Annotated in this window: 19 protein-coding genes; 8 read left to right on the top strand and 11 right to left on the bottom strand. The window is 69.1% G+C overall.

The genetic code is table 11. The annotated features are described in order from the left end of the window. The first annotated feature begins 117 nt into the window (after positions 1-117). Positions 118-1296 carry an FAD-dependent monooxygenase gene (locus tag AB0D14_RS31400; RefSeq protein ID WP_362785915.1) on the top strand — a complete coding sequence of 393 codons (1179 nt, stop codon included), beginning with the start codon at positions 118-120 and terminating at the stop codon, positions 1294-1296. Between the two features lie 131 nt (positions 1297-1427). Further along, positions 1428-1901, top strand: a complete 474-nt coding sequence (locus AB0D14_RS31395) for an NUDIX hydrolase (RefSeq protein ID WP_362785913.1) — start codon at positions 1428-1430, stop codon at positions 1899-1901. A gap of 141 nt (positions 1902-2042) precedes the next feature. On the opposite strand, the gene AB0D14_RS31390 is transcribed toward AB0D14_RS31395, so the two are convergent. Beyond that, on the bottom strand, positions 2043-2657 hold the full coding sequence (locus AB0D14_RS31390; RefSeq protein ID WP_362785911.1) for a hypothetical protein: 615 nt from the start codon (positions 2655-2657) through the stop codon (positions 2043-2045). Between the two features lie 355 nt (positions 2658-3012). Next, complete coding sequence (locus tag AB0D14_RS31385; protein ID WP_362785909.1) at positions 3013-4377, bottom strand: MFS transporter; 1365 nt, start codon at positions 4375-4377, stop codon at positions 3013-3015. A 55-nt stretch (positions 4378-4432) separates the two neighbouring features. On the opposite strand from AB0D14_RS31385, the gene AB0D14_RS31380 reads away from it, so the two are divergent. Next, on the top strand, positions 4433-5194 hold the full coding sequence (locus AB0D14_RS31380) for an AraC family transcriptional regulator (protein ID WP_362785908.1): 762 nt from the start codon (positions 4433-4435) through the stop codon (positions 5192-5194). 535 nt (positions 5195-5729) lie between these two features. Continuing rightward, on the top strand, positions 5730-6956 hold the full coding sequence (locus AB0D14_RS31375) for a cytochrome P450 (protein ID WP_362785907.1): 1227 nt from the start codon (positions 5730-5732) through the stop codon (positions 6954-6956). A 90-nt stretch (positions 6957-7046) separates the two neighbouring features. On the opposite strand, the gene AB0D14_RS31370 is transcribed toward AB0D14_RS31375, so the two are convergent. The 5 genes from AB0D14_RS31370 to AB0D14_RS31350 all read right to left on the bottom strand — a co-directional run bounded on the left by AB0D14_RS31370 (position 7047) and on the right by AB0D14_RS31350 (position 11552). Next, complete coding sequence (locus AB0D14_RS31370) at positions 7047-8312, bottom strand: cytochrome P450 (protein ID WP_362785906.1); 1266 nt, start codon at positions 8310-8312, stop codon at positions 7047-7049. Beyond that, positions 8309-8926: an ATP/GTP-binding protein gene (locus AB0D14_RS31365; protein WP_362785904.1), complete on the bottom strand. Its 618-nt coding sequence runs from the start codon at positions 8924-8926 to the stop codon at positions 8309-8311. Before AB0D14_RS31365 ends, AB0D14_RS31370 begins: the two co-directional genes overlap by 4 nt. Further along, a complete protein-coding gene (locus AB0D14_RS31360; RefSeq protein ID WP_362785902.1) occupies positions 8907-9263 on the bottom strand; it encodes a DUF742 domain-containing protein in 357 nt (118 codons plus the stop codon). Before AB0D14_RS31360 ends, AB0D14_RS31365 begins: the two co-directional genes overlap by 20 nt. Next, on the bottom strand, positions 9260-9679 hold the full coding sequence (locus AB0D14_RS31355) for a roadblock/LC7 domain-containing protein (protein ID WP_362785986.1): 420 nt from the start codon (positions 9677-9679) through the stop codon (positions 9260-9262). Before AB0D14_RS31355 ends, AB0D14_RS31360 begins: the two co-directional genes overlap by 4 nt. 124 nt (positions 9680-9803) lie before the next feature. Next, a complete protein-coding gene (locus AB0D14_RS31350) occupies positions 9804-11552 on the bottom strand; it encodes an ATP-binding protein (RefSeq protein WP_362785900.1) in 1749 nt (582 codons plus the stop codon). Between the two features lie 542 nt (positions 11553-12094). Between AB0D14_RS31350 and AB0D14_RS31345 the strand changes: the two genes are divergently transcribed. Continuing rightward, entirely contained in the window at positions 12095-12454 is a 360-nt protein-coding gene (locus AB0D14_RS31345) for a DUF6204 family protein (RefSeq protein WP_362785898.1), read from the top strand. 102 nt (positions 12455-12556) lie between these two features. On the opposite strand, the gene AB0D14_RS31340 is transcribed toward AB0D14_RS31345, so the two are convergent. Then, positions 12557-13111 carry a hypothetical protein gene (locus tag AB0D14_RS31340; protein ID WP_362785897.1) on the bottom strand — a complete coding sequence of 185 codons (555 nt, stop codon included), beginning with the start codon at positions 13109-13111 and terminating at the stop codon, positions 12557-12559. Between the two features lie 472 nt (positions 13112-13583). Here AB0D14_RS31340 and AB0D14_RS31335 point away from each other — a divergent pair, with 472 nt between their 5' ends. Continuing rightward, positions 13584-13811: a DUF397 domain-containing protein gene (locus AB0D14_RS31335; RefSeq protein WP_362785895.1), complete on the top strand. Its 228-nt coding sequence runs from the start codon at positions 13584-13586 to the stop codon at positions 13809-13811. A 102-nt stretch (positions 13812-13913) separates the two neighbouring features. Then, positions 13914-14834, top strand: coding sequence for a helix-turn-helix transcriptional regulator (locus AB0D14_RS31330; protein WP_362785894.1), 921 nt, complete (start codon positions 13914-13916; stop codon positions 14832-14834). A 72-nt stretch (positions 14835-14906) separates the two neighbouring features. On the opposite strand, the gene AB0D14_RS31325 is transcribed toward AB0D14_RS31330, so the two are convergent. Then, on the bottom strand, positions 14907-15725 hold the full coding sequence (locus AB0D14_RS31325) for an SAM-dependent methyltransferase (protein ID WP_362785893.1): 819 nt from the start codon (positions 15723-15725) through the stop codon (positions 14907-14909). A 328-nt stretch (positions 15726-16053) separates the two neighbouring features. Next, positions 16054-16176: a hypothetical protein gene (locus AB0D14_RS31320; RefSeq protein ID WP_362785891.1), complete on the bottom strand. Its 123-nt coding sequence runs from the start codon at positions 16174-16176 to the stop codon at positions 16054-16056. Here AB0D14_RS31320 and AB0D14_RS31315 point away from each other — a divergent pair. Further along, positions 16166-17644, top strand: a complete 1479-nt coding sequence (locus AB0D14_RS31315) for a hypothetical protein (protein WP_362785889.1) — start codon at positions 16166-16168, stop codon at positions 17642-17644. The two genes, AB0D14_RS31320 and AB0D14_RS31315, sit on opposite strands and share 11 nt — an antisense overlap. Before the next feature lie 87 nt (positions 17645-17731). Here the strand turns inward: AB0D14_RS31315 and AB0D14_RS31310 are convergent, their stop codons facing one another. Further along, positions 17732-18874 (bottom strand): P1 family peptidase, encoded by a 1143-nt coding sequence (locus AB0D14_RS31310; RefSeq protein ID WP_362785887.1) that lies wholly within the window; start codon positions 18872-18874, stop codon positions 17732-17734. Positions 18875-18884: the final 10 nt, after the last annotated feature.

Raw genomic sequence — 18884 nt, 5'->3', positions numbered from 1 at the left:
CGCACCAGCACGTGCGTGGCCTGTGGCGGATCGGCAGGATGCCGGGCATTGGATGCGGTTCGAGGCGGATGATGGCTTCGGACGTCGTGTGCGAGTGAGCCGAGGTGGGGTTGAGCTGTGCGGGCGATCGTTGTGGGGGCGGGAATCGGTGGACTGGTGGCGACGCTGAGCCTGCGCCGGGCCGGTCATGAAGTGACACTGGTCGAACAGATGCCGCGGTTCACCGAGGGCGGTGCCGGGATCCAGCTCGCGCCCAACGCCACGCGAGTGCTGCGCCGGCTGGGCGTGCTGGATGCGGTGTCCGCATGGGCCGTCCACCCCTCCCAGGTGTGCTTCCGCACCTGGTCCGACGGGGCCGACATCTGCCGCTACCTGCTGGGACGTGCGGTGGAGGACGAGTTCGGGGCGCCCTACCTGCTCCTCCACCGGGCCGACCTGCACGAGGTGCTGGCAGCCGTGGTACCGACCGAGGCGGTGCGCCTGAACACCACGATCGTGGGAATCGACCAGGACGACAAGACCGCCTGGGTGACCACGGCGAGCGGCGAGCGTCTCAGCGCGGACCTGGTCGTGGCCGCCGACGGGATACGGTCCGCGGCACGCCAGTGGCTCTTCGGCGCGGACGAGGCGCTCTTCTCGAAGACCGCTGCCTACCGGACGCTGCTCCCGGCCGGCAAGGTGGCTGATCTGGACCTTCCAGAACTTGCCGTCTGGATGGGTCCGAGCCGGCACTTCGTCCACTACTGGGTACGTTGCGGAGAACTGCTCAACGTGGTGGCCGTATTCACGGCGGAGGCGGCGCGGGAGTCGTGGACCGCCCGGGCCGAACCGGGGGAGCAGTTACGCGAGTTCGAGGGGTGGGACTCTCGGGTGCTCAGCATCCTGGAGCGCGCGGGGCAGGTGTTCCGCTACGGGATCTACACGCGTGCCCCGCTCGCGCGGTGGAACGTCGGGCGGGTGACCCTGCTGGGCGACAGCGCCCACGCGATGGTGCCCTTCCTGGCCCAGGGCGCGGCCCAGGCGATCGTGGACGCGGCCGTGCTCGGCGACGTCCTCACAGGTGCCACACCGGCCGAGGTGCCTGACGCGCTCGACCGGTATGTGCGCACACGGCTGGCCACCGCTACGAGCGTGCAGACCGGCGCCGCGCGGGCGGGCGGTGAGTTCCACCTGCCGGACGGACCCGAGGCCCTGACACGCAACGCCCGGATGGCCGCGCACGCGGCCGGGAACAGGTTCATGCCGCAGGCGGCCGGGTGGGCTCTCGACGCGGGTGACGAACCGGCGGAGTCGTGAACGGCCCGGCGGCGGGGTCGGCAAGCCCGCGTTCGTCATCGTGACGAGCCCGCCGCCGTAGTCGGTGTGGCTCACAGACCTCGACTGGTCAGGCGATACGTGCGATACGTGCGACACGAAGGGGCAAAGCCATGGACGACTACGTCTCGGCACTCCGTCAGGCGGTGGGTACGAGGCCGCTGGTTCTCCCCGGAACCTCGGTACTGGTCACCGATCCTGAGGGCAGGGTCCTGCTGCTGACCCGGGCCGACACCGGTGGCTGGGGCCTTCCCGGCGGAATCATGGAGCCCGGCGAGTCCTTCGAGGAGACGGGCAGGCGCGAAGTGCTGGAGGAGACGGGGCTGGCCGTCGGGCAGCTGGAACTGCTCGGCATCTACTCCGGGGCTTCCTGCTACTACCGCTACCCCAACGGTGACGAGATCTACAACGTCACCGCCGCCTATCTGACCGCGCTCCCGGAAGGTGCAGTGGTGTCCCTGGACGTAGGGGAGAACACGCACTGGCGATTCTTCGCACCGGACGACGTCCCCGCAACCTTGATCAGTCCGGAGCGGCCGATCCTGGCGGACTATGTGCGCCACCTCGGGGATCGGCGCCAGACCTGAGTACGGAGACTTCCGGGTGACGGGTGACGGGTGACGGGTGACGGGTGACGGGTGACGGGTGACAGATGACGGGGGCGTCGGTGAGACGGGTGAGGGTTTCGGCGAGTGCCGGGCCGGGGCCGGGGCCGGGGTGCCGTTCGGTCAGGCGGACCGGAGGTTCTCCATCGTCGACCGGGTGTCGGTCTTCACCCACCGCGAGACCTCGCCGATCGCGGGCGGAGTGGCTGTCTCGTAGGACGACGGATAGACGCTCCAGCTCATCTGGTACGTCATCCAGCCGTCGCGTACCGCCAGGATCACCGCCCGGCTGCCGCTGGTCCCCGAGCCGGACGTGGTGTCCTCGGTCACGAGATAGGCCTCGTCCCCGAAACCGGACACCTTCTCGACGTCGTAGTCCTCGTATCGCTGGCTGTACTCGGACCACAGAGCGGTGAACTCGACGCCGGGGTCGGTCTCCTTGTGGAGTTCCATCTGCACCGACAGGTACGCGTCGGAGTAGGAGGAGCTGGAAGATTTCTTCAAGGAGATGCTGCAGTAGCTCTGATCGATGGCCTTGTGTTTGAGCGAGTTGTGCGTGGGAGCGTTGTCCTCTTCGGCGTACTCGGTCCTGAGGGCGGTGTAGTCGACCGCGGAGCAGAGATTGGCCTTGGCCCGGTACCCCCTCAGATCCGGGTCGTCGCCGAGCGGGTCGAGAAGGAAGAGGGCGCCCGCCCACAGCGCGGAGGCGACCACGGCACCCACCGCCGCCCACAGCACCGCGCGTCCTGCGGTGCCCTTGCCGCCGGCCGGCGGCGGGAAGCCCGACGGTTGTCCGTACGCGTAGTGCTGGGCCGGGGGATAAGCCGGAGGCGGTCCGTAACTGTTCCCCGGGTGCGGGTACGGATTGGGAGCGGGCTCGGGCTCGGGTCTCGGCGTCGATGACGGCTGTTGGTGTGCCTGGGGTTGGGGTTGGGATTGAGGCTGCGGCTGGGACTGTGATTCAGGTTGCGCCGGGATGTCTTCGGGCCGATCCTGCATCGTGTGCTCCTTCGACAGCGTTCAACAGCGGGCTGTGCCACCGGACGACGGGATCGGGCTACCGCGGCAGGTTGGTGAAGCAACAGGTCAAATTCTAAAGGGCAGTTGCGCGGGTTGGACATTCCTGCACCGAGGTGACGTCGTAGGTCCAGAACGGTCGTACGAGCAGTGCGCCGAGGAGGACGACGACGATGCAGAGCAGTGCGCTGCCTGTCCACGCGAGGCTGAGTCCGGTGGCGGCGGCCATCGCTCCGGCGCGCATGTCTCCGAGAAGGGGACCGCCCGCGACGACGACGGTGAATACGCCCTGCAGACGGCCGCGCAGCGCGTCGGGCGCGTAGGTCTGCAGGATCGTCTGGCGATAGACCGCGCTGACCAGGTCCGCCGCGCCGGCAGCGGCCAGGAGGACCACGGCGGCGAGGAGATGGTGGACGGTGCCGGCGAGGGCGATGGCCCCCGCCCAGACGATGACGGCGATGGCCAGCGCCCGGCCTTGACGGCGTACGCGGCCGATCCATCCGCTGAACAGTCCCGCCGAGACGGATCCGATGGCGATGGCCGAGTACAGCAGTCCCGCTCCTCCGCCGAAGCGCACCTGTGCGGCTTCCGGGAACAGGGCGGTGGGCATGGCCAGGGTCATCGCCGCGATGTCGACCGCGAAGGACATCCAGAGCACGGGGGCCGCCGCGATGAACCGCACCCCGTCCAGGACCGAGCGCAGCCCGCCGGTCCGGTCCCCTGACCCGTTGGCCCCGTTGGACCCGATCGACTCCTTCGATCCGGTCGGCATGATCGAGGGCAGGCGGAGGGCCGAGTACAGCAGGAGAGAGAAGAGCAGGGAGTCGGCCCCGTAGGCCCAGCAGTAGCCGTTCGGCAGGGAGATGAGGATGCCTGCCACCAGCGGTCCGGCGACCTGGCCGACATTGCCGGCGGTGAAGTACAGCGTGTTCGCGGCGGGCACCAGATGGGTGGGAACGACGCGGGGGATGATCGCCCCTCGGGCGGCGGACGACATGGCGAACGCGCCGGCCTGGACGGCCACGAGACCGAGGATGACGGGGACCGAGCGCAGCTCGGCCACCGCCTGGAACAGCAGGGCCAGGGTGGTCACCCAGGTGACGAGGGCGGAGGCCAGGTACACCGCACGGCGGTCGAACCGGTCGGCGACGACACCCCCGTACAGGCCGAAGAACACGAGTGGTGCGAGCCCGGCCAGTCCCGTCAGGCCCACGGACAGCGACGAGTGGGAGAGCGCGTACACCTGTATCGGGATGGTGACCGCGGTGACCATGGTCCCGACATAAGCCGCGCTCTGCCCGAGCAGCAGGCGCCGGAAGACGGGGAGTGCCAGCGGGCGGGTGTCGAGTGCGACGCCGCGCAGAGCGGAGGTCATCCGGGACTTCGACCTGGGCGGGACGACAGGCGGAAGGCCGGGCGGGGTGTGAGGCGTGGTGGGCATGGTCCTTACGCTGGCAGGACCATGCAGTGTGCCGCTTCCGTTATTCTGCCGTCATATGTCGGAGAACAGCCAGGCGGAACCGATGGTGGCGGAACCCAGGGACAGCACTCACGCGCACCTCGCGGGTGAGCTCATCGGCCGCCATCAGCACGGCTACCACCAGCTCCTCTACGTCAGTGCCGGTGTGCTGGCGGTGCAGACGGGCGAGGCGTCGTGGGTGGCGTCCAGCGCACGCGCCATGTGGATTCCGGCGGGGACCTGGCACCAGCACCGGGTCCACGGGCACAGCTCCGTGCACACACTTGGCTTCCCGGTCCACGATGTCCTGCTCAGGTCCGAGGTGCCGGCCGTCGTGGCCGTGGACGCCCTGGTGCGCGAACTGATCATCGCGTGCAGCGAGCCGTCACTCCCGCGGCCGCAGGCACGCCGCCTGCGTGCCGTCCTGCGGGACCGGTTGGCGCGCGCCCTCATCGAGCCGTTGACACTGCCCACCTCGGACAACCCTCTGCTGCGTCAGGCGTGCGCGCTGGTGACCGACGATCTGCGGCAGCCGCGGACCGCAGCCTGGCTGGCACAGCGCGTCGGCGTGAGCGAGCGCACCCTGGCCCGGCTGTTCAGGACCGAGTTCGGCATGACGTATCCGCGGTGGAGGACCAATGTCCGGGTCTTTCACGCGATGGTGCTGCTGGCGGAAGGAGCGAACGTCAGCGAGACGGGGCGGCAGTGCGGTTGGGCGACGACCAGCGCGTTCATCGACACCTTCAGACGCACCATGGGACAGACGCCGGGGACCTACCGCATCGGGCCCGGCGAGTAGTACTCGGACACGTAGTACTCGGACACGTAGTACCCGTACACGCGAGGCAGGCGTCGGCTGTCACTCGCTCACATACGCGTTGAGCTGCGACAGCCCGTCCAGGTCCGCCCGGAGCCCCTGCAGCCTGGAGGTGTGGAGAACGTGCGCACCGGAACGTACACCGGGATGGCCGCCGCCTGGTCCATCACGCGGCGGTCGACCGCGGACCACTTCTCCCCGGCATGGCGGCCTTCGTCACGGAGGCCGCCATGACACGTGCCGTATGAGTCGTGGCCGGAATTGTTCGCCGGTTCGAGAGGCGGCGGCGCGACGCCGTGTGGGCTGTCGCGGCCCCCGTGACGGAACGGTCACCCAATTCCGGCGGAACGGCCGAAAGTGATCGAATTTCGATACTGAATGTGGCGGAACGCGAGATCTGGGGCCCACTCGAAGCAGCCTGGCCAGGTGTTCAACTTCGGCCAGGACTGTACTGTTTGAGCCACCGAAAGATCATTAACCTGTTCCTCGACGGCACGCATCAACCCGGAGGAGTCCCGTGTCCACTGCCGAGCAGGTGCCCGACATCCTCTCGCCCGAGTTCGCCGCGGATCCCTACCCCGCATACGCGGCGATGCGAGAGAAGCAACCTCTGATCTGGCACGAGGCCACCAAGAGCTACATCATCTCCCGCTACGACGACGTCGAACGTGTCTTCAAGGACAAGAAGTCCGAGTTCACGACAGCCAACTACGACTGGCAGCTGGAGCCGGTCCACGGCAAGACGATCCTCCAGCTCAGCGGCCGGGAGCACGCGGTGCGGCGCGCACTCGTCGCCCCCGCGTTCCGGGGCAGCGACCTGCAGGAGAAGTTCCTGCCGGTCATCGAGCGCAACTCGCTCGCGCTCATCGACACCTTCCGGCGATCCGGCTCCGCCGACATAGTCAGCGACTACGCGACCCGGTTCCCGGTCAACGTCATCGCGGACATGCTGGGCCTGGACAAGGCCGACCACGCCCGCTTCCACGGCTGGTACACGGCGGTCATCGCCTTCCTCGGCAACCTCTCCGGTGATCCCGAGGTGGCCGCCGCGGGCGAGCGCACCCGCAGGGAGTTCGCCGAGTACATGATCCCGATCATCCGCGACCGGCGTGACCACCAGGGCGACGACCTGCTGTCCACGCTCTGCGCCGCCGAGGTCGACGGTGTCCGGATGAGCGACGAGGACATCAAGGCGTTCTGCAGCCTGCTGCTCGCCGCCGGCGGGGAGACCACGGACAAGGCGATCGCCAGCATCCTCGCCAACCTGCTGCTGCACCCTGAGCAACTGGCGGCGGTCCGCGAGGACCGGAGCCTGATCTCCGCGGCCTTCGCCGAGACGCTGCGCTACACCCCGCCGGTCCACATGATCATGCGGCAGTCGGCCACCGAGGTCGAGGTCTCCGGCGGCACCATCCCGCAGGGAGCCACGGTGACGTGCCTCATCGGAGCCGCCAACCGGGACGAGCGCCGCTACGGCCACCCCGACCGGTTCGACATCTTCCGGGACGACCTCAGCACGACGTCCGCGTTCTCGGCCGCCGCCGACCACCTCGCCTTCGCACTGGGGCGGCACTTCTGCGTCGGCGCGCTGCTTGCCAAGGCGGAGGTCGAGATCGGTCTGAACCAACTGCTCGACGCCATGCCCGACCTGCGTCTCGCCGACGGCTACGACCCCGTCGAACAGGGCGTCTTCACGCGCGGCCCGCAGTCACTGCCGGTGCGCTTCACCCCCGCCGCCGACTGAGCACGGACCCGGCGTCGCTCCACGTCCCTCGTGTGCCCGGGAGGCATTCCCGGGCACACGAAGGCTTGGCCAGGCGCTTCTGAAGCCCCTCTAATGCACTGCCGGAGTGAACTGCACCGGCAGGGACGTCAGGCCGCGCATCCAGATCGACGGACGCCAGGACAGTTCTGCCGTCTCGACACTCAGCACCATGTCCGGCAGGTGCTCCATGAGCGTCTCCACCGCGGTGCGTGCCATCACGTCGGCGAGGAGCGGCGCCGGATAGGGGCAGCGGTGCTCGCCGTTGCTGAAGGACAGGTGGGCGGAGTTCTCGACGCCGACATGTGAATCGGGCCAGATCTGAGGATCCGTGTTGGCCGCCGCGAGGCCGAGGACGAGGCAGTCGCCCTCGCGGATGAGCCGCCCGCCGAGCTGTGTGTCGCGTACGGCCCAGCGGCCGATGAAATTCTGTGTCGGCGTGTCCAGCCACAGGACCTCGTTCAGCGCGTCGCCGACACTCACCCGGCCGCCGGAGACGTTGACCGCGAAGCGCTCGTCGGTCAGCAGCAGACGCAGGGTGTTGCAGATCCAGTTGGCGGTCGGCTGCTGGGCCGCGGCGATGACGGAGATCAGGTCCTGCACGATTTCCTCGTCGCTGAGGCCTGCCGGGTCCAGCAGCATCCGGGAGGTGACATCGGGACCGGGACGCTCCCGCTTCTCCTTCACCAGCTGCATGATGCGCTCCCCGACGCGCATGTACGCCGCCACCGGGTCGTCGCCCTCACCGGCGTCGAGCGAGATCCGCAGATCGTCGACGAGCTGCTCGGTGTCCGCGCTGCCCTGCGGCATGCCGCACATCCACAGCACCGCACGGGCCGGCAGGGCGTGCGCGTACGCGTTCATCAGCTCGGCCTGACCACTGCCGGCGAACGAGGAGATCAGTTGCTCTGCGATGGACTGGCACTCGCGGGCCAGTTCGAACTGGTCGACCCCCTCCAGTGCCTCGGTGATGACACCGGCCCGGCGCTGATGCTCCTGCCCCTCGGTGAACAGGACCGAGGGCTGGTACCCGACGAACGGCAGCAAGGGCCAGTCCGCCGGGATGTTCGGCCACTGGTTCCATCGCCGGGAGTCCCGCGCGAACAGTTCGTCATGGCTGGTCACATAGCTGACCTCGGGATAGCCGAGCACGAGCCAGGCAGGGATGTCGCCGTCGAGCATGACCGGCGCCACCGCGCCGTGGTCCCGGCGCATGGTGCGGTACAGCTGCGAGGGCGTCTGCTGGTACTCCAGACCGCCCAGGACCACAGCGTCGGCGTGTGCGGGGCAGCCCGGTGGAGGCGTGCTCGTGGACGGGGGGCCGGTGGTGTCGCTCACGATGTCCCCTCCTGGGACAGTGCCAATGCGTAGAGGTGGTCCACGAGAGTGATCAGGACCTCCTTGCCCGACGACCTGACCCGGGCGTCGCAGTCGACCATGGGCACGTGGTCGCCCAGAGCGAGTGCCTGACGTATCTCGTCGAGCGAGAACCGGTGCTCGTCGTCGTCGAAACGGTTGACGGCCACGACGAACGGCGTCTTGTGGTGTTCGAGCCGGTCGATCGCGTACCAGGAGTCCTCCATACGACGGGTGTCGACGAGGACGATCGCGCCCAGGGTGCCGGAGAACAGCCGGTCCCACAGGAACCAGAAGCGCTCCTGGCCCGGTGCGCCGAACAGGTAGAGCACCATCCGCTGGCTGAGACTGATCCGCCCGAAGTCGAACGCGACCGTGGTCGTCGTCTTTCGCTCCACACCTGCCGTCTCGTCGACGCCCTGCCCGGCCTGCGTCATCACCTCTTCGGTGTTCAGCGGCCGGATCTCGCTGACCGAGCGGACCAGGGTGGTCTTGCCGACACCGAAACCGCCCACGACGACGATCTTGAGGCCGGTCTCGGCGGCATCGGCCAGCGGTGTGCGCTGTGCGGGCAGCTCAGAGGTTGCGGAGCCCATGGAGCACCTCCTGGAGCAGGGCGGTTTCGGGGAGGGCCGCGACGGACTCGGCCGCGCGGGGGTGACGGGCGCTCACCTTGCCCATGGCATGGAGGTCGCCGAGGAGGATCCGTACGACGGTGATGGGCAGCTTGAGCTCGGCCGAGATCTCGACCAGCGCCGCCGGATGCCGGCACATCTCGAGGATCCGCGTGTGCTCGGACTGCATCCCGGCGGTGGGCTCGCACTCACTGACGATGAGCGTGACCAGGTCGAACGCGTCGTCGGCCTCGCTGCGTCCACCCGTGACCGTGTAGAGCCGGTCGGGATCGCCGATGTCCACGGGTTTGCGGCTCACGCCGAGGCACCCCTGGCGACGGGAGTACGGGGCTCGGCTCGCAGATGTTCACCGATCTGCTCCACCAGCTCGGTCATCTGATGGCCGACGACACCCGGGTCGGCGACCTCCTCGGCGACGACCGCGAGATGCGCGCCCTGGCCGGCCTCCACGATGAACAGGAGACCTCCGTGGAACTCGGTCATGGAGTGCCGGACGCCGCCGGTTCCGTCACCGAACTCCACGGACGCGCCTTGCGCCAGGGCCTGGATGCCGGAGCAGATCGCCGCCAGTTGGTCGGCCTGGTCGAGAGTCAGGTGCTCCGTCCAGCACAGCTTCAGGCCGTCCCGTGACAGGACGAGAGCGTGACGGGTGCCGGGCGTGCGCTCCAAGAGGTTCATCAAGAGCCAGGTGAGGCTGTTGTCAGTGGTCTCCATGACGGGCGGGACGGGTATTGACCAATGGATGGTCACCCGGCCCGTTCCTCCAATCCAACGGGGTGCGGCGAATCAGTGCGGGGGGATGGGCTTGCAGCGTCCTGAGCTGTGCGAGTGCCGGTTTCTAGTCGTCCGCCTCGGGCCCGGTTTCGTGCCCGGCGTCATCGCCGGGAGCGGCGGGGGAGCCGCCGAGGGTCCCGCCGGTCCTGCGGCCGCGGTGGAAGGCGCCGAACCTGCTTCCGGCGTCGCGCGCCGGACCGGGTCCGCCGGGTTCCTCCCGGGACGGCTCGGCCGTCGTCTTCGGCTGCCGTCCGCGTTCCGCGTCGGCCATGGTGCGGCCGGGCGCCCGGACCGGCAGTCCGCCCGGGGTGGCCGCGGTGCGCCTGCGGGGCATGTCGGCCGGGGGCGCCTCATCCACGGGTGCGACCGCCTGAGGCCGCGCGGAGTAGGTCTCCTCGACCGCGGGAGCCGACGCGGTGGCCGGGAACTCCGAGCTGTGGCGCGGACGTTCGGGAGCGACCGGCTCGCGCTGCTGGGCCACGAGCTGGGGCGGCAGCAGTACGACGACGCCGGTGCCGCCGCGCGAGGAGGGGCGGTAGTTGACGCTGATGCCGTGCTTGGCGGCGAGTCGTCCAACGACGCTCAGGCCGAGCCTGGTGCCCTGCAGCGAGGCGAGGTCGGTGACCTTGCCCGACACCGACTCCTCCGCCCGGCGCATGGAGGCGTCGGACATCTTCAGGCCGCTGTCCTCGATGGTGACGACGAGACCGGCGCTGCGTTCCTCCACGTACACGTGGACCTCGTCGATCGGCGGCGAGAAGTTGGCGGCGTTGTCCATGAGTTCGGCCAGCAGGTGCATCACGCCCTCGGCCGCGAAGCCGGCGATGGAGGCCTTGCTGGAGTTGTGCAGCCGCACGCGCCGGTAGGCGGCGATCCGGCCGACGGAGCCGCGCAGGATGCTCTCCATGACGATCGGCTTGTTCCAGACGCGGCTGGAGCGACCGCCCATCAGCAGAGCGAGCCGGTCGGTCATGAGGCCCAGCTGGGAGGTGCCGTGGTCCAGGCGCAGCAGATCGCCGAAGATCTCCCCGGCATGGCGGTCCTGCATGTCCCGGAGGTCGGCGAGCATACCGACCGTCTTGGCCTGGACCCGGCTGAGTGCCTTCGCGGAGGCGGCCTGGGCGGCGGCGGACCGGCGCTCGGCGTACGCGAGTTCACGGATGAACGATTCGGCGGGGGAGCGCAGCAGCGGAGTCAGCGGCCAGTCGAGCTTGGCGAGGACGGTGTCGGCGGAACTGCCCTCACGCAGCAGGACCACCGCGGCGGGCAGGGTCTCGTTGGTCAGGTGTTCGAGTTCCTTCGTCCCTCTGGCCAGTTCGCGCCCCATCATGTCCAGCTCGGACTGCGCCTCGGCCGTCCGCCGTACCGACTCGGCGACCTCGGTGGTGAAGACGTGCAGCATCCGGCGCAGGTACGGGTCGGAGGGGGTGGGCAGACCGGACAGGACCTCGTCGGCGCCGACACCGTCCTTCAGCTGCCCGGCTATCGCCGGCAGGGTCACGTTGACCAGCTGATCCGTCTCGGCGCCGTGCTGCGCCCAGTTGTTCTTGGTCATCTCCAGTTCGTCGGTACGCGACCAGGCCTGGCGTTGGGCCTGGCGCAACCGGGCGGAGGTGAAGGCGACGAGGGCCGCGAGGCAGCCCCAGGCGGCGATCGCCGTGCCCGCCACCCATGGGCGGGCTCCGGTGGGGGCGAGGCCGACGGCAACTCCGGCGCCCGCGGCCGTCACGACCAGGAGCGCGGGGAACACGGCTGGGGAGGAACCCGCCTTCTGCGCGGATCGGCGCTGGCGGGGGCGAGCAGGCACTGACATCCGCGGTCCCTCGGTCCGTGTGAGCAGGAGTACGTCCACGACTGAAACATCGCTGAGAGCCTGGAAGACGGTAGACGATCTTCCGGATCAAGTACGTCGCTCATGCTAGTCACCGCATCTGGCACACGGCTCCGGCAAAGGGCCCATCCCTCACACGACTTCACTTCGTCGAAAAATTGCTTCCACGGCCCCACTGTGTGGTAAGCAAACTCAGTTGCCGACAACTGACCCACGGCATGCGGTAGTCGACAATTTCATGCACTTCGCCGCCCCTTGGCGCGTTCCAGACCTCGTGACGTTCGGCCAGGAGGGTGCATTTTCAGCCAACTAGGCCTTGGATCCTCTGCCGTTCCAGCAGCGGCCGTCGCGGACCGCGCCGGGTTGCCCGGTGTCCGGCACCTCGCCGGGCAGGCTGCCGCAGGGCAGGGCGCGGTCGACCTTGGTGAGCAGGCCGAAGGCGATCAGGACCGGGTCCTGGCGCCGGTGCGGCTGTGGGCGAAAACGCAGTGGAACGCCGCCACCTGGCTCGTTAAGGTCGCCCGATGAGTACTCGTACCTTCCGCATCACCGTCCGCGGTGTCTTCCACGGGCTCGGTGCTGATCAGCGAGCCGCGCTCCTGGCCGACGCCGCCGCCCACGACGTACTGCGCGCGGCCTTCACTCCTGCGGGGCATCTCAGCTACGACATCGCCGCACGGTCCGCCTTCACCTTTCGCTTTCAGGACGCGGGGGAAGAGGAGGAGGACATCCTCGACGCGACCGAGCGTGCCGAGGAAGCGGCGACGGCCTGGCTGACGGAACGCGGATACGGCTACACGAACCTCAGGTCCACCGCCGAGGACCTCTCGCAGGCTCCGCTGGGCAAGCGGCAGCGGCGCGAGGCAGCCAAGAAGTACGCCTGATCGGCCGATCGGCCGCGGCGATGTCCGGTCGGTGCGGCGCTGCCGCGCAGAACGTGCTCGGCGCGTGGAAGATGGACGGCGCCGGGCCTTGATCCGACCGGTTCAGCAGGGCTGCCTGCCGAGCGTGCGCGCGAGTTCCGTCGTGGCGTGCACGATCTCGGTGTCGTCCTCCGACATCAGCACGTCGAGCGCGTCCTGATGGGCATGGACGGCCTCCCTCGCCGCGCGCTCCCACACGGCAGGGTTCTCGCGGTGGTTGAGCAGCTTCGGATAGGCGCCGGCGATGCTCTCCCACTGCCGGGTGTCGGCGATGTTCTTGAGCAGGTGCAGGATCTGCGCCCGGCAGGTCACCTGGGGCAGTTGTGCGAGTTCCCAGAGGAAGGGGACCGTGGCGGCGGTCGCCTGCTCCACGACGAAACCGTACTGGCAGATTCGTTCTCGCAGGTTCTTGAGCGCGGTCGTCGCGGTCTCCGTGTCGCCCGAGGCGACACCGCTGAGAAGCAGGGGGATGGCGGCGGCGGAGCCCGTGGAGTCCCGCATCTCGCTCCAGGGGATGCGGCCCACGGCGGTGAGCGGCGTGATCGTCGCCATCCCTGACTGGGGCTTGCGATGTCCTCGCTGCCCGGTCCTCGGCTGCTCCGGCGGAACGCTATGCATGGCGTAAGGCCTTTCCGGCGTGTTGTATCGGTTGGACGGCGAGACCGACCGGATGGCCCGGGCGGCCGGCCCCTCCCGTGGGGCTGCTGAGGCCCCGGTGGTCGGACAGAGCGAGCGTGCCGAGCCGGCCTCGACCGAGTCCCTTCGGAGCGGAGGCCGAGGTGACGTACCGCCCGGGGAGCCTGCCTCGGCCACTTGTCGGCACTGCGGGCTTCCGCAGCGACGGGGGCCCTGAACGCGCAGGTGACAGCACGTCACCTCCCTGATGTGACGTCAGGACGCAACGTCCTGGCTGGGGTTGTCGGCGCTGCAGTTATTATCCACACTGAACGCGGTCGTGTGCAATTGCACGGGAAATTGCGTGCTGTTTGGCCGAAGAAGGAAGAAGGTGGGGCAGCCGTGGCATCGCGAGCCTGCGCCGCCGGGCCTCCGGTTCGGTGTCTTCAAGTACGGGAACAGCAAGGAGATTGCAGTGCCACAGGTGGAGAACGGGACGCAGGCCAGCTCGCTGGACGCCCGCTGGATCAGGAGCAGGCACAGCACCGCCGAGGGAAACTGTGTCGAGGTCGCCCGGATCGACGGGGGCGTAGCCGTGCGCAACTCCCGTGATCCCGAGGGGCCCGCGCTCGTCTACACGTCGGCGGAGCTGGCGGCTTTCCTGGCGGGTGCCAAGGACGGTGAGTTCGACCACCTGCTGTGAGCTGGGCGCCCAACTCCCCAGTCACTGACGGAGATGCGAGGTCAGGCTGTCCAGTGCGATACTGTTTGCGTCCTTGTGCCGTACCGTCGGGGGGAGTCGAAGATGGTCGCCGAGTCGCCTCGCGTCGCACGGCTCGAATCCTATCTGGAGCGTTCCGAACCGGCCCCGACGCTGCTGAAGATGCTGGTCGGCGTCCAACTCGCGGGATTCCGCGAGGACGCCGGTCTCGCTCAGGACCAGGCCGCGCGCTCGCTGGGATTCAGCGCCGCCAAGCTCTCACGCATCGAGTCGGGCAAGGGGCGCAAGCCTCCGAGCGAAACCGACGTACGCGCTCTGCTCCAGCTGTACGGCACCGACGCCTATGAAGGCTCGGTGCTCCTCAAGCTGCTGCATCGTGCCAATGAACCCGGCTGGTGGCAGCGCTACGACAAGCGCCTCATGCCTGAATGGTTCGAGAGGCTGGTGGGCCTCCAGGAAGCGGCCGCCGCGATCCGGACCTTCGAGATCCAGTACGTTCCCGGTCTGTTGCAGACGGCGGACTACACCCGGGCCGTGGTGGAGCGGGGCCTGCCGAACGCCCCGGCCGCCGAGGTCCATCGTCGAGTCGAACTGCGGATGCGCCGGGCCCGGTTGCTGGACCGGACGGACGCGCCGCAACTGTGGGCCGTCATCGACGAGTCCGTCCTGCTGCGCGTACTGGGCAGCAGGGAAGCCATGCGCGAACAGCTCGCCCACCTCATCGACATGGCTCAGCTCCCCCACGTGGTCCTGCAGATCGTGCCTTTGGACGTGACGAACGCCTCGGCACCCGCCATCCCCATCACTTATCTGCGTTTCGGTGGTCTCGACCTGCCCGACATCGTGTACCTGGAACACATCAGGAGCGCCCACTTCCTTGAGGACCGTGACGAGACCGAGGAGTACCGGCACACGCTCGACCGGCTGGCCGACGAGGCTCTGAAGCCGCGTGACTCCCTGAAACTGCTGCGGAGCACGATGGAGCAGCGCTACCGGGCCGAGTGACGCCTTCGGGCCCCGGGGCGTCGCCGCCCGCCAAGGCGGAACGGCGCCCCCACCCATAGCACCCGAAAGCCTCTAGGGAAGCCGACCCAGGCCGCCGAACTCGATCCACTCCTGGGAGAGCTGCCGGGTCTGCACTTCGCTGTCGGGCCGCCATGTGGAGACTTCCACCAGCCCCGGCTCAAGGATCTCCATTCCTTCGAACAGCGCTGCGACGTCCTTCTCCTGCCGTACGCGTCCCCAGTGGCCCTGTGTCACCTGATCCATGAAGTTCGTGACGAAGTCCCGGACTTCGGCGTCCTCGCTGACCAACTGGCAGATCACCATGAAACTGCCGGGTGCGAGCTGCTCGGCCACGCGCCGGACCACGGCCTGTGGGCCATCGGTCTCGCTGTCGGGGATGCAGTGGAAGACCGAGTTGAACAGAGCGGCGACCGGCTGTGAGAAGTCGATCAGGCGCTGGGTGTCGGGATGGGAGAAGATCTCCTCGGTGTTCCGCAGGTCCGCGTGGATGACCGCGGTACGGTCGTTCTGCTCCAGCAGCGCCCGGCCGTGCACCAGCACCATGGGGTCGTTGTCGGCGTAGACCACGCGCGCGTCGGGGTCGATGGACTGGGCGACCTGGTGCACGTTGTCCTGCGTGGGGAGGCCGGATCCATGGTCGAGGAACTGTCGGATTCCGTAGTCCGTCGCCAGTGTCCTGACGACCCGCTGCAGGAAGCGCCGGTTGTTGAGCGCCAGTCGGCGCGTGCTGGGTACGACCTTGTCGAGCTCTTCACAGGCCGCGCGGTCCGCTGCGTAGTTGTCCTTGCCGCCCAGGTAGTGGTCGTACATGCGAGCGGCTGTCGGAACGGTGGCGTCGATCTTCTTGGACAACGGCCTGTCGGTGTTCATGGTTCCCCCAGCGAGAGCGGCGCCAACTGCAGGCTTAACAGGAACTACATCTTAGGGAGTTGCCGTTTGTGACTGCCAGCCCATCGGGGAACCACCAGCCCTTTGAATGAACGAGTGAATGAACGAGGCGCGGTGGTCACCTGTCCGTACGATCACTGTCCTCGCCGACGGACGGGCCGCAGGGTGCGGGGGGAGCGGGCCGATCGTCGACGTTGTCGACAAGGGCCCGCAGGTGCAGGTGCAGGCGTTTCAGGTGAACGGCGACCTGGAATCCGGAGAAGGGGGCGTGCGCCACCGGTTCCCGTGCACCTCGTGTCCGGCTCGGCGTTCACCCGAGCACAGGGGCGGTCGAGTTGCGGACTACGAGGGTGGGGGAGAGCTTGACCTGCACGGTCGGCCTGTTCCGGTCAGTGATCCGGTCCAGCAGCAGTCGGGCGGCATTGCTGCTCAAGGCGCAGCTCCTGATCCGGTACGCCGACGGCTCGACGCAGACGATCGTCACCAAGGAGGGCATCGCCATGGTGCTGGGAGACACCGCGCTCACGATGACCGGCGAGGTCGTCGGTTCTCCCGAATACCTCGCTCCGGAACAGGCGTCGGGCCGCTCCCTGGGCCCCGCGACGGACCTGTGGTCCCTCGGTGTCCTGCTCTTCACCGCCGTCCAGGGCCGTTCACCCTTCCGGCAGGACAGCGCCCTGGGCACTCTGCGCGCCGTCGTCGACGACGAACCGCCCCTCCCGAACCGGGCAGGCCCGCTGGCCCCTGTCATCGAAGGCCTCCTGCGCAAGGACCCCGCCGTGCGGGCCTCCGCCGAACAGACGGCGCGGGACCTGCGGCTCGTAGGTGCCGGTGCCACGCCCGACGCCGACACCACGGCGACGGGCTCCGCACCGACGGCAGCTTTCTCCGCTGTCTCCGCGCGGACCGGTGGCATACGCCCTTCGGCACAGTCCTCCACCGGGGACACCGCGGACACCGCGACGACCACCGTCGACGCGCCCACTGGGCAGGCACACCACTCACCACGACCGCCGTCCTTCGGCACCACCGCGACGGACGCCACCGCGACGGACGGCACCACGACGGACAGTACGGCGGCGGGGGCGACCGGCACCCCGGCCGCCCCCTTGCAGGCATCCTCCGGCACGTCTGTAACGGCCACCGGCGACACACGCCCCGTTTCACCTTCACCGCAATCCTCGCCCGTGGACGACATCGTGACGAGCGTTGCCAGGACGCCCGCAGCTTCGGCGAACCCGGCAACACCCCTGACCCCCCTCGCACCCCTGACGCCTCTGACACCCCCGCAGGCTCCGCCGCCGCACTCTCTGCCGACGGCACCCGTTCCTGTCACCGCAGAGGCACCCGCGTCCCTTGAGCCGGGGCGCAGTCGGCGCACCGGGTACCTGCTGGCGGCGTTGGCGGCGGTGTCCGTCCTGCTCCTGGGCGGGCTGGGGTACGCCCTGATGAACATCGGAGACGAGGACGGGGCGGACGCCAAGGGCCCTGCCGCAAACACGGCGAACACGGGTTCCGCCACACAGCAGGCACAGAACGACTCCCCCTCTGCGGGGAACGGCGGTTCGGACGCCGGGGCGCAACCGCCGGTGACCGTGTCGGTCACGGGGGCGACCACGCGCTGGGCCTTCATGGACAAGCTGACCGAGCTCGGTGCCGTTCCGGCCTCCGCCCGAGTGGTCGAGCACCTGGAGCAGCGGACCATCGTTGCCGCTGGCGTCTCCTCCGGGATTGACGTGGCTCTGCGCTTGGCAGAGCTGCTCACCGACCAAGTGACAGCGCAGGCCATGCAGCTGACGGTTGAGTACGACCCGCAGCCGCCCTTCGACGCGGGCAGCGTGGAGAAGGCCGGCCCGCTGGTCACGGCCCGAGCCAAGGAGCTGTTCCAGGAAAAGGACTGAGCGCGCGGTGCGCGGACGATCCTGGCGAGTCAAGAGCAACGGGGTTCATCACAGCTTCCCAGTGCCACTGGCCACTGTTGGTCCACCTCAGGGAGGCCGAGTACCGCTGAAGCCTCCTGCGGCACCCGGGGCACCTTCTCCCAGCAGGGTGAGGAGTGGTCCCGCGGGCAGGGGGTGGCGGGTGTGGCCGTACGGTCCCGTGGTCGTAGTGGCGGTGAGCAGCGCGTTGAGGACGGACTCCTCGACGGCGTCGAGGACGGCTACGAAGAGTGGGTCCAGCCGGTCGTCGGGCACCACGGCGGGCCCGGCGGGCATGCCCAGGGAGCGGATGCCGAAGGCGAGGCCGTAGTCACCGCTGCCGTGGCCGTACGCGGCGCCGACCCTGGCGAGCCCGTAGACGGCGCGCCGGGCGAGGCGGGTCAACTGGCGGGCGTCCAGCGGCGCGTCGGTGGCGACCACGACCATGCAGGAACCGGCCTCCGTGCCGGTGCCGGTGCCGGTGCCGGTGTCGAGGCCCAGGTCCGGTTCCGTGGCCGGGATACCGACGTCGGCGGGGGTGACCTCACGGCCCGACACTCGAAGCGTGCCGCCGAAGTTGGCCTGCACAAGCACCCCGAGCGTCACCTCTCGGCCGGCCAGCGGCACGCGTCGCGACGAGGTGCCGATGCCTGCCTTGAACCCCAGCGCGGTCATCCCGGTCCCCGCCCCGACGCATCCCTCGGCGACTCGACCGCCGCACGCGGAGTCGAGCGCGGCTCGGACGTGTTCCTCACGCACCGGACGCGAGCGGATGTCGGACAGGAGCCCGTCATTGCACTCCCCGACGACCGGGTTCAGGCTCCGCACGCCCGCCCCCTCGGGCCGCTCCAGGACCCAGCCGACCAGGGCGTCCGCAACCCGGAAAGCGGACAGGGTCGAGGTGAGCAGGACCGGCGTCTCCAACGCGCCCAGTTCGGCGAGTTGGGTCGTACCGAGCAGTTTGCCGTAGCCGTTGCCCGCGAACACCCCGGCCGGCAGCGGGCTGTCGGGGCACACCCCGTCCGGCACGATCGCGGTGACACCGCTGTGCACGCGAGGCGGCAGGACCAGCGTGGTGTGTCCGACACGGACACCGGGCACATCGGTCAGGGCGTTGTGCGCTCCGGTCGGCAGGTCTCCAACGGCGAGACCGAGTTCACGGGCTCTGCGAGCTACGGGGGGCGGGGACGGTTCGGGCAGGGAGTCGCGCATGACGGCACGC

The organism is Streptomyces sp. NPDC048484 (assembly GCF_040651415.1).
Taxonomy (GTDB): domain Bacteria; phylum Actinomycetota; class Actinomycetes; order Streptomycetales; family Streptomycetaceae; genus Streptomyces.
This window is presented reverse-complemented; position numbering and strand designations above follow the sequence as displayed.

Excerpts from the sequence above, each read along its gene's own strand:
- AB0D14_RS31395 (WP_362785913.1), top strand. The coding sequence starts at position 1,428 with ATGGACGACTACGTCTCGGCACTCCGTCAGGCGGTGGGTACGAGGCCG.
- AB0D14_RS31385 (WP_362785909.1), bottom strand. The coding sequence starts at position 4,377 with ATGCCCACCACGCCTCACACCCCGCCCGGCCTTCCGCCTGTCGTCCCG.
- AB0D14_RS31380 (WP_362785908.1), top strand. The coding sequence starts at position 4,433 with ATGTCGGAGAACAGCCAGGCGGAACCGATGGTGGCGGAACCCAGGGAC.
- AB0D14_RS31365 (WP_362785904.1), bottom strand. The coding sequence starts at position 8,926 with ATGGGCTCCGCAACCTCTGAGCTGCCCGCACAGCGCACACCGCTGGCC.
- AB0D14_RS31355 (WP_362785986.1), bottom strand. The coding sequence starts at position 9,679 with ATGGAGACCACTGACAACAGCCTCACCTGGCTCTTGATGAACCTCTTG.
- AB0D14_RS31350 (WP_362785900.1), bottom strand. The coding sequence starts at position 11,552 with ATGTCAGTGCCTGCTCGCCCCCGCCAGCGCCGATCCGCGCAGAAGGCG.
- AB0D14_RS31345 (WP_362785898.1), top strand. The coding sequence starts at position 12,095 with ATGAGTACTCGTACCTTCCGCATCACCGTCCGCGGTGTCTTCCACGGG.
- AB0D14_RS31340 (WP_362785897.1), bottom strand. The coding sequence starts at position 13,111 with ATGCATAGCGTTCCGCCGGAGCAGCCGAGGACCGGGCAGCGAGGACAT.
- AB0D14_RS31330 (WP_362785894.1), top strand. The coding sequence starts at position 13,914 with ATGGTCGCCGAGTCGCCTCGCGTCGCACGGCTCGAATCCTATCTGGAG.
- AB0D14_RS31325 (WP_362785893.1), bottom strand. The coding sequence starts at position 15,725 with ATGAACACCGACAGGCCGTTGTCCAAGAAGATCGACGCCACCGTTCCG.
- AB0D14_RS31310 (WP_362785887.1), bottom strand. The coding sequence starts at position 18,874 with ATGCGCGACTCCCTGCCCGAACCGTCCCCGCCCCCCGTAGCTCGCAGA.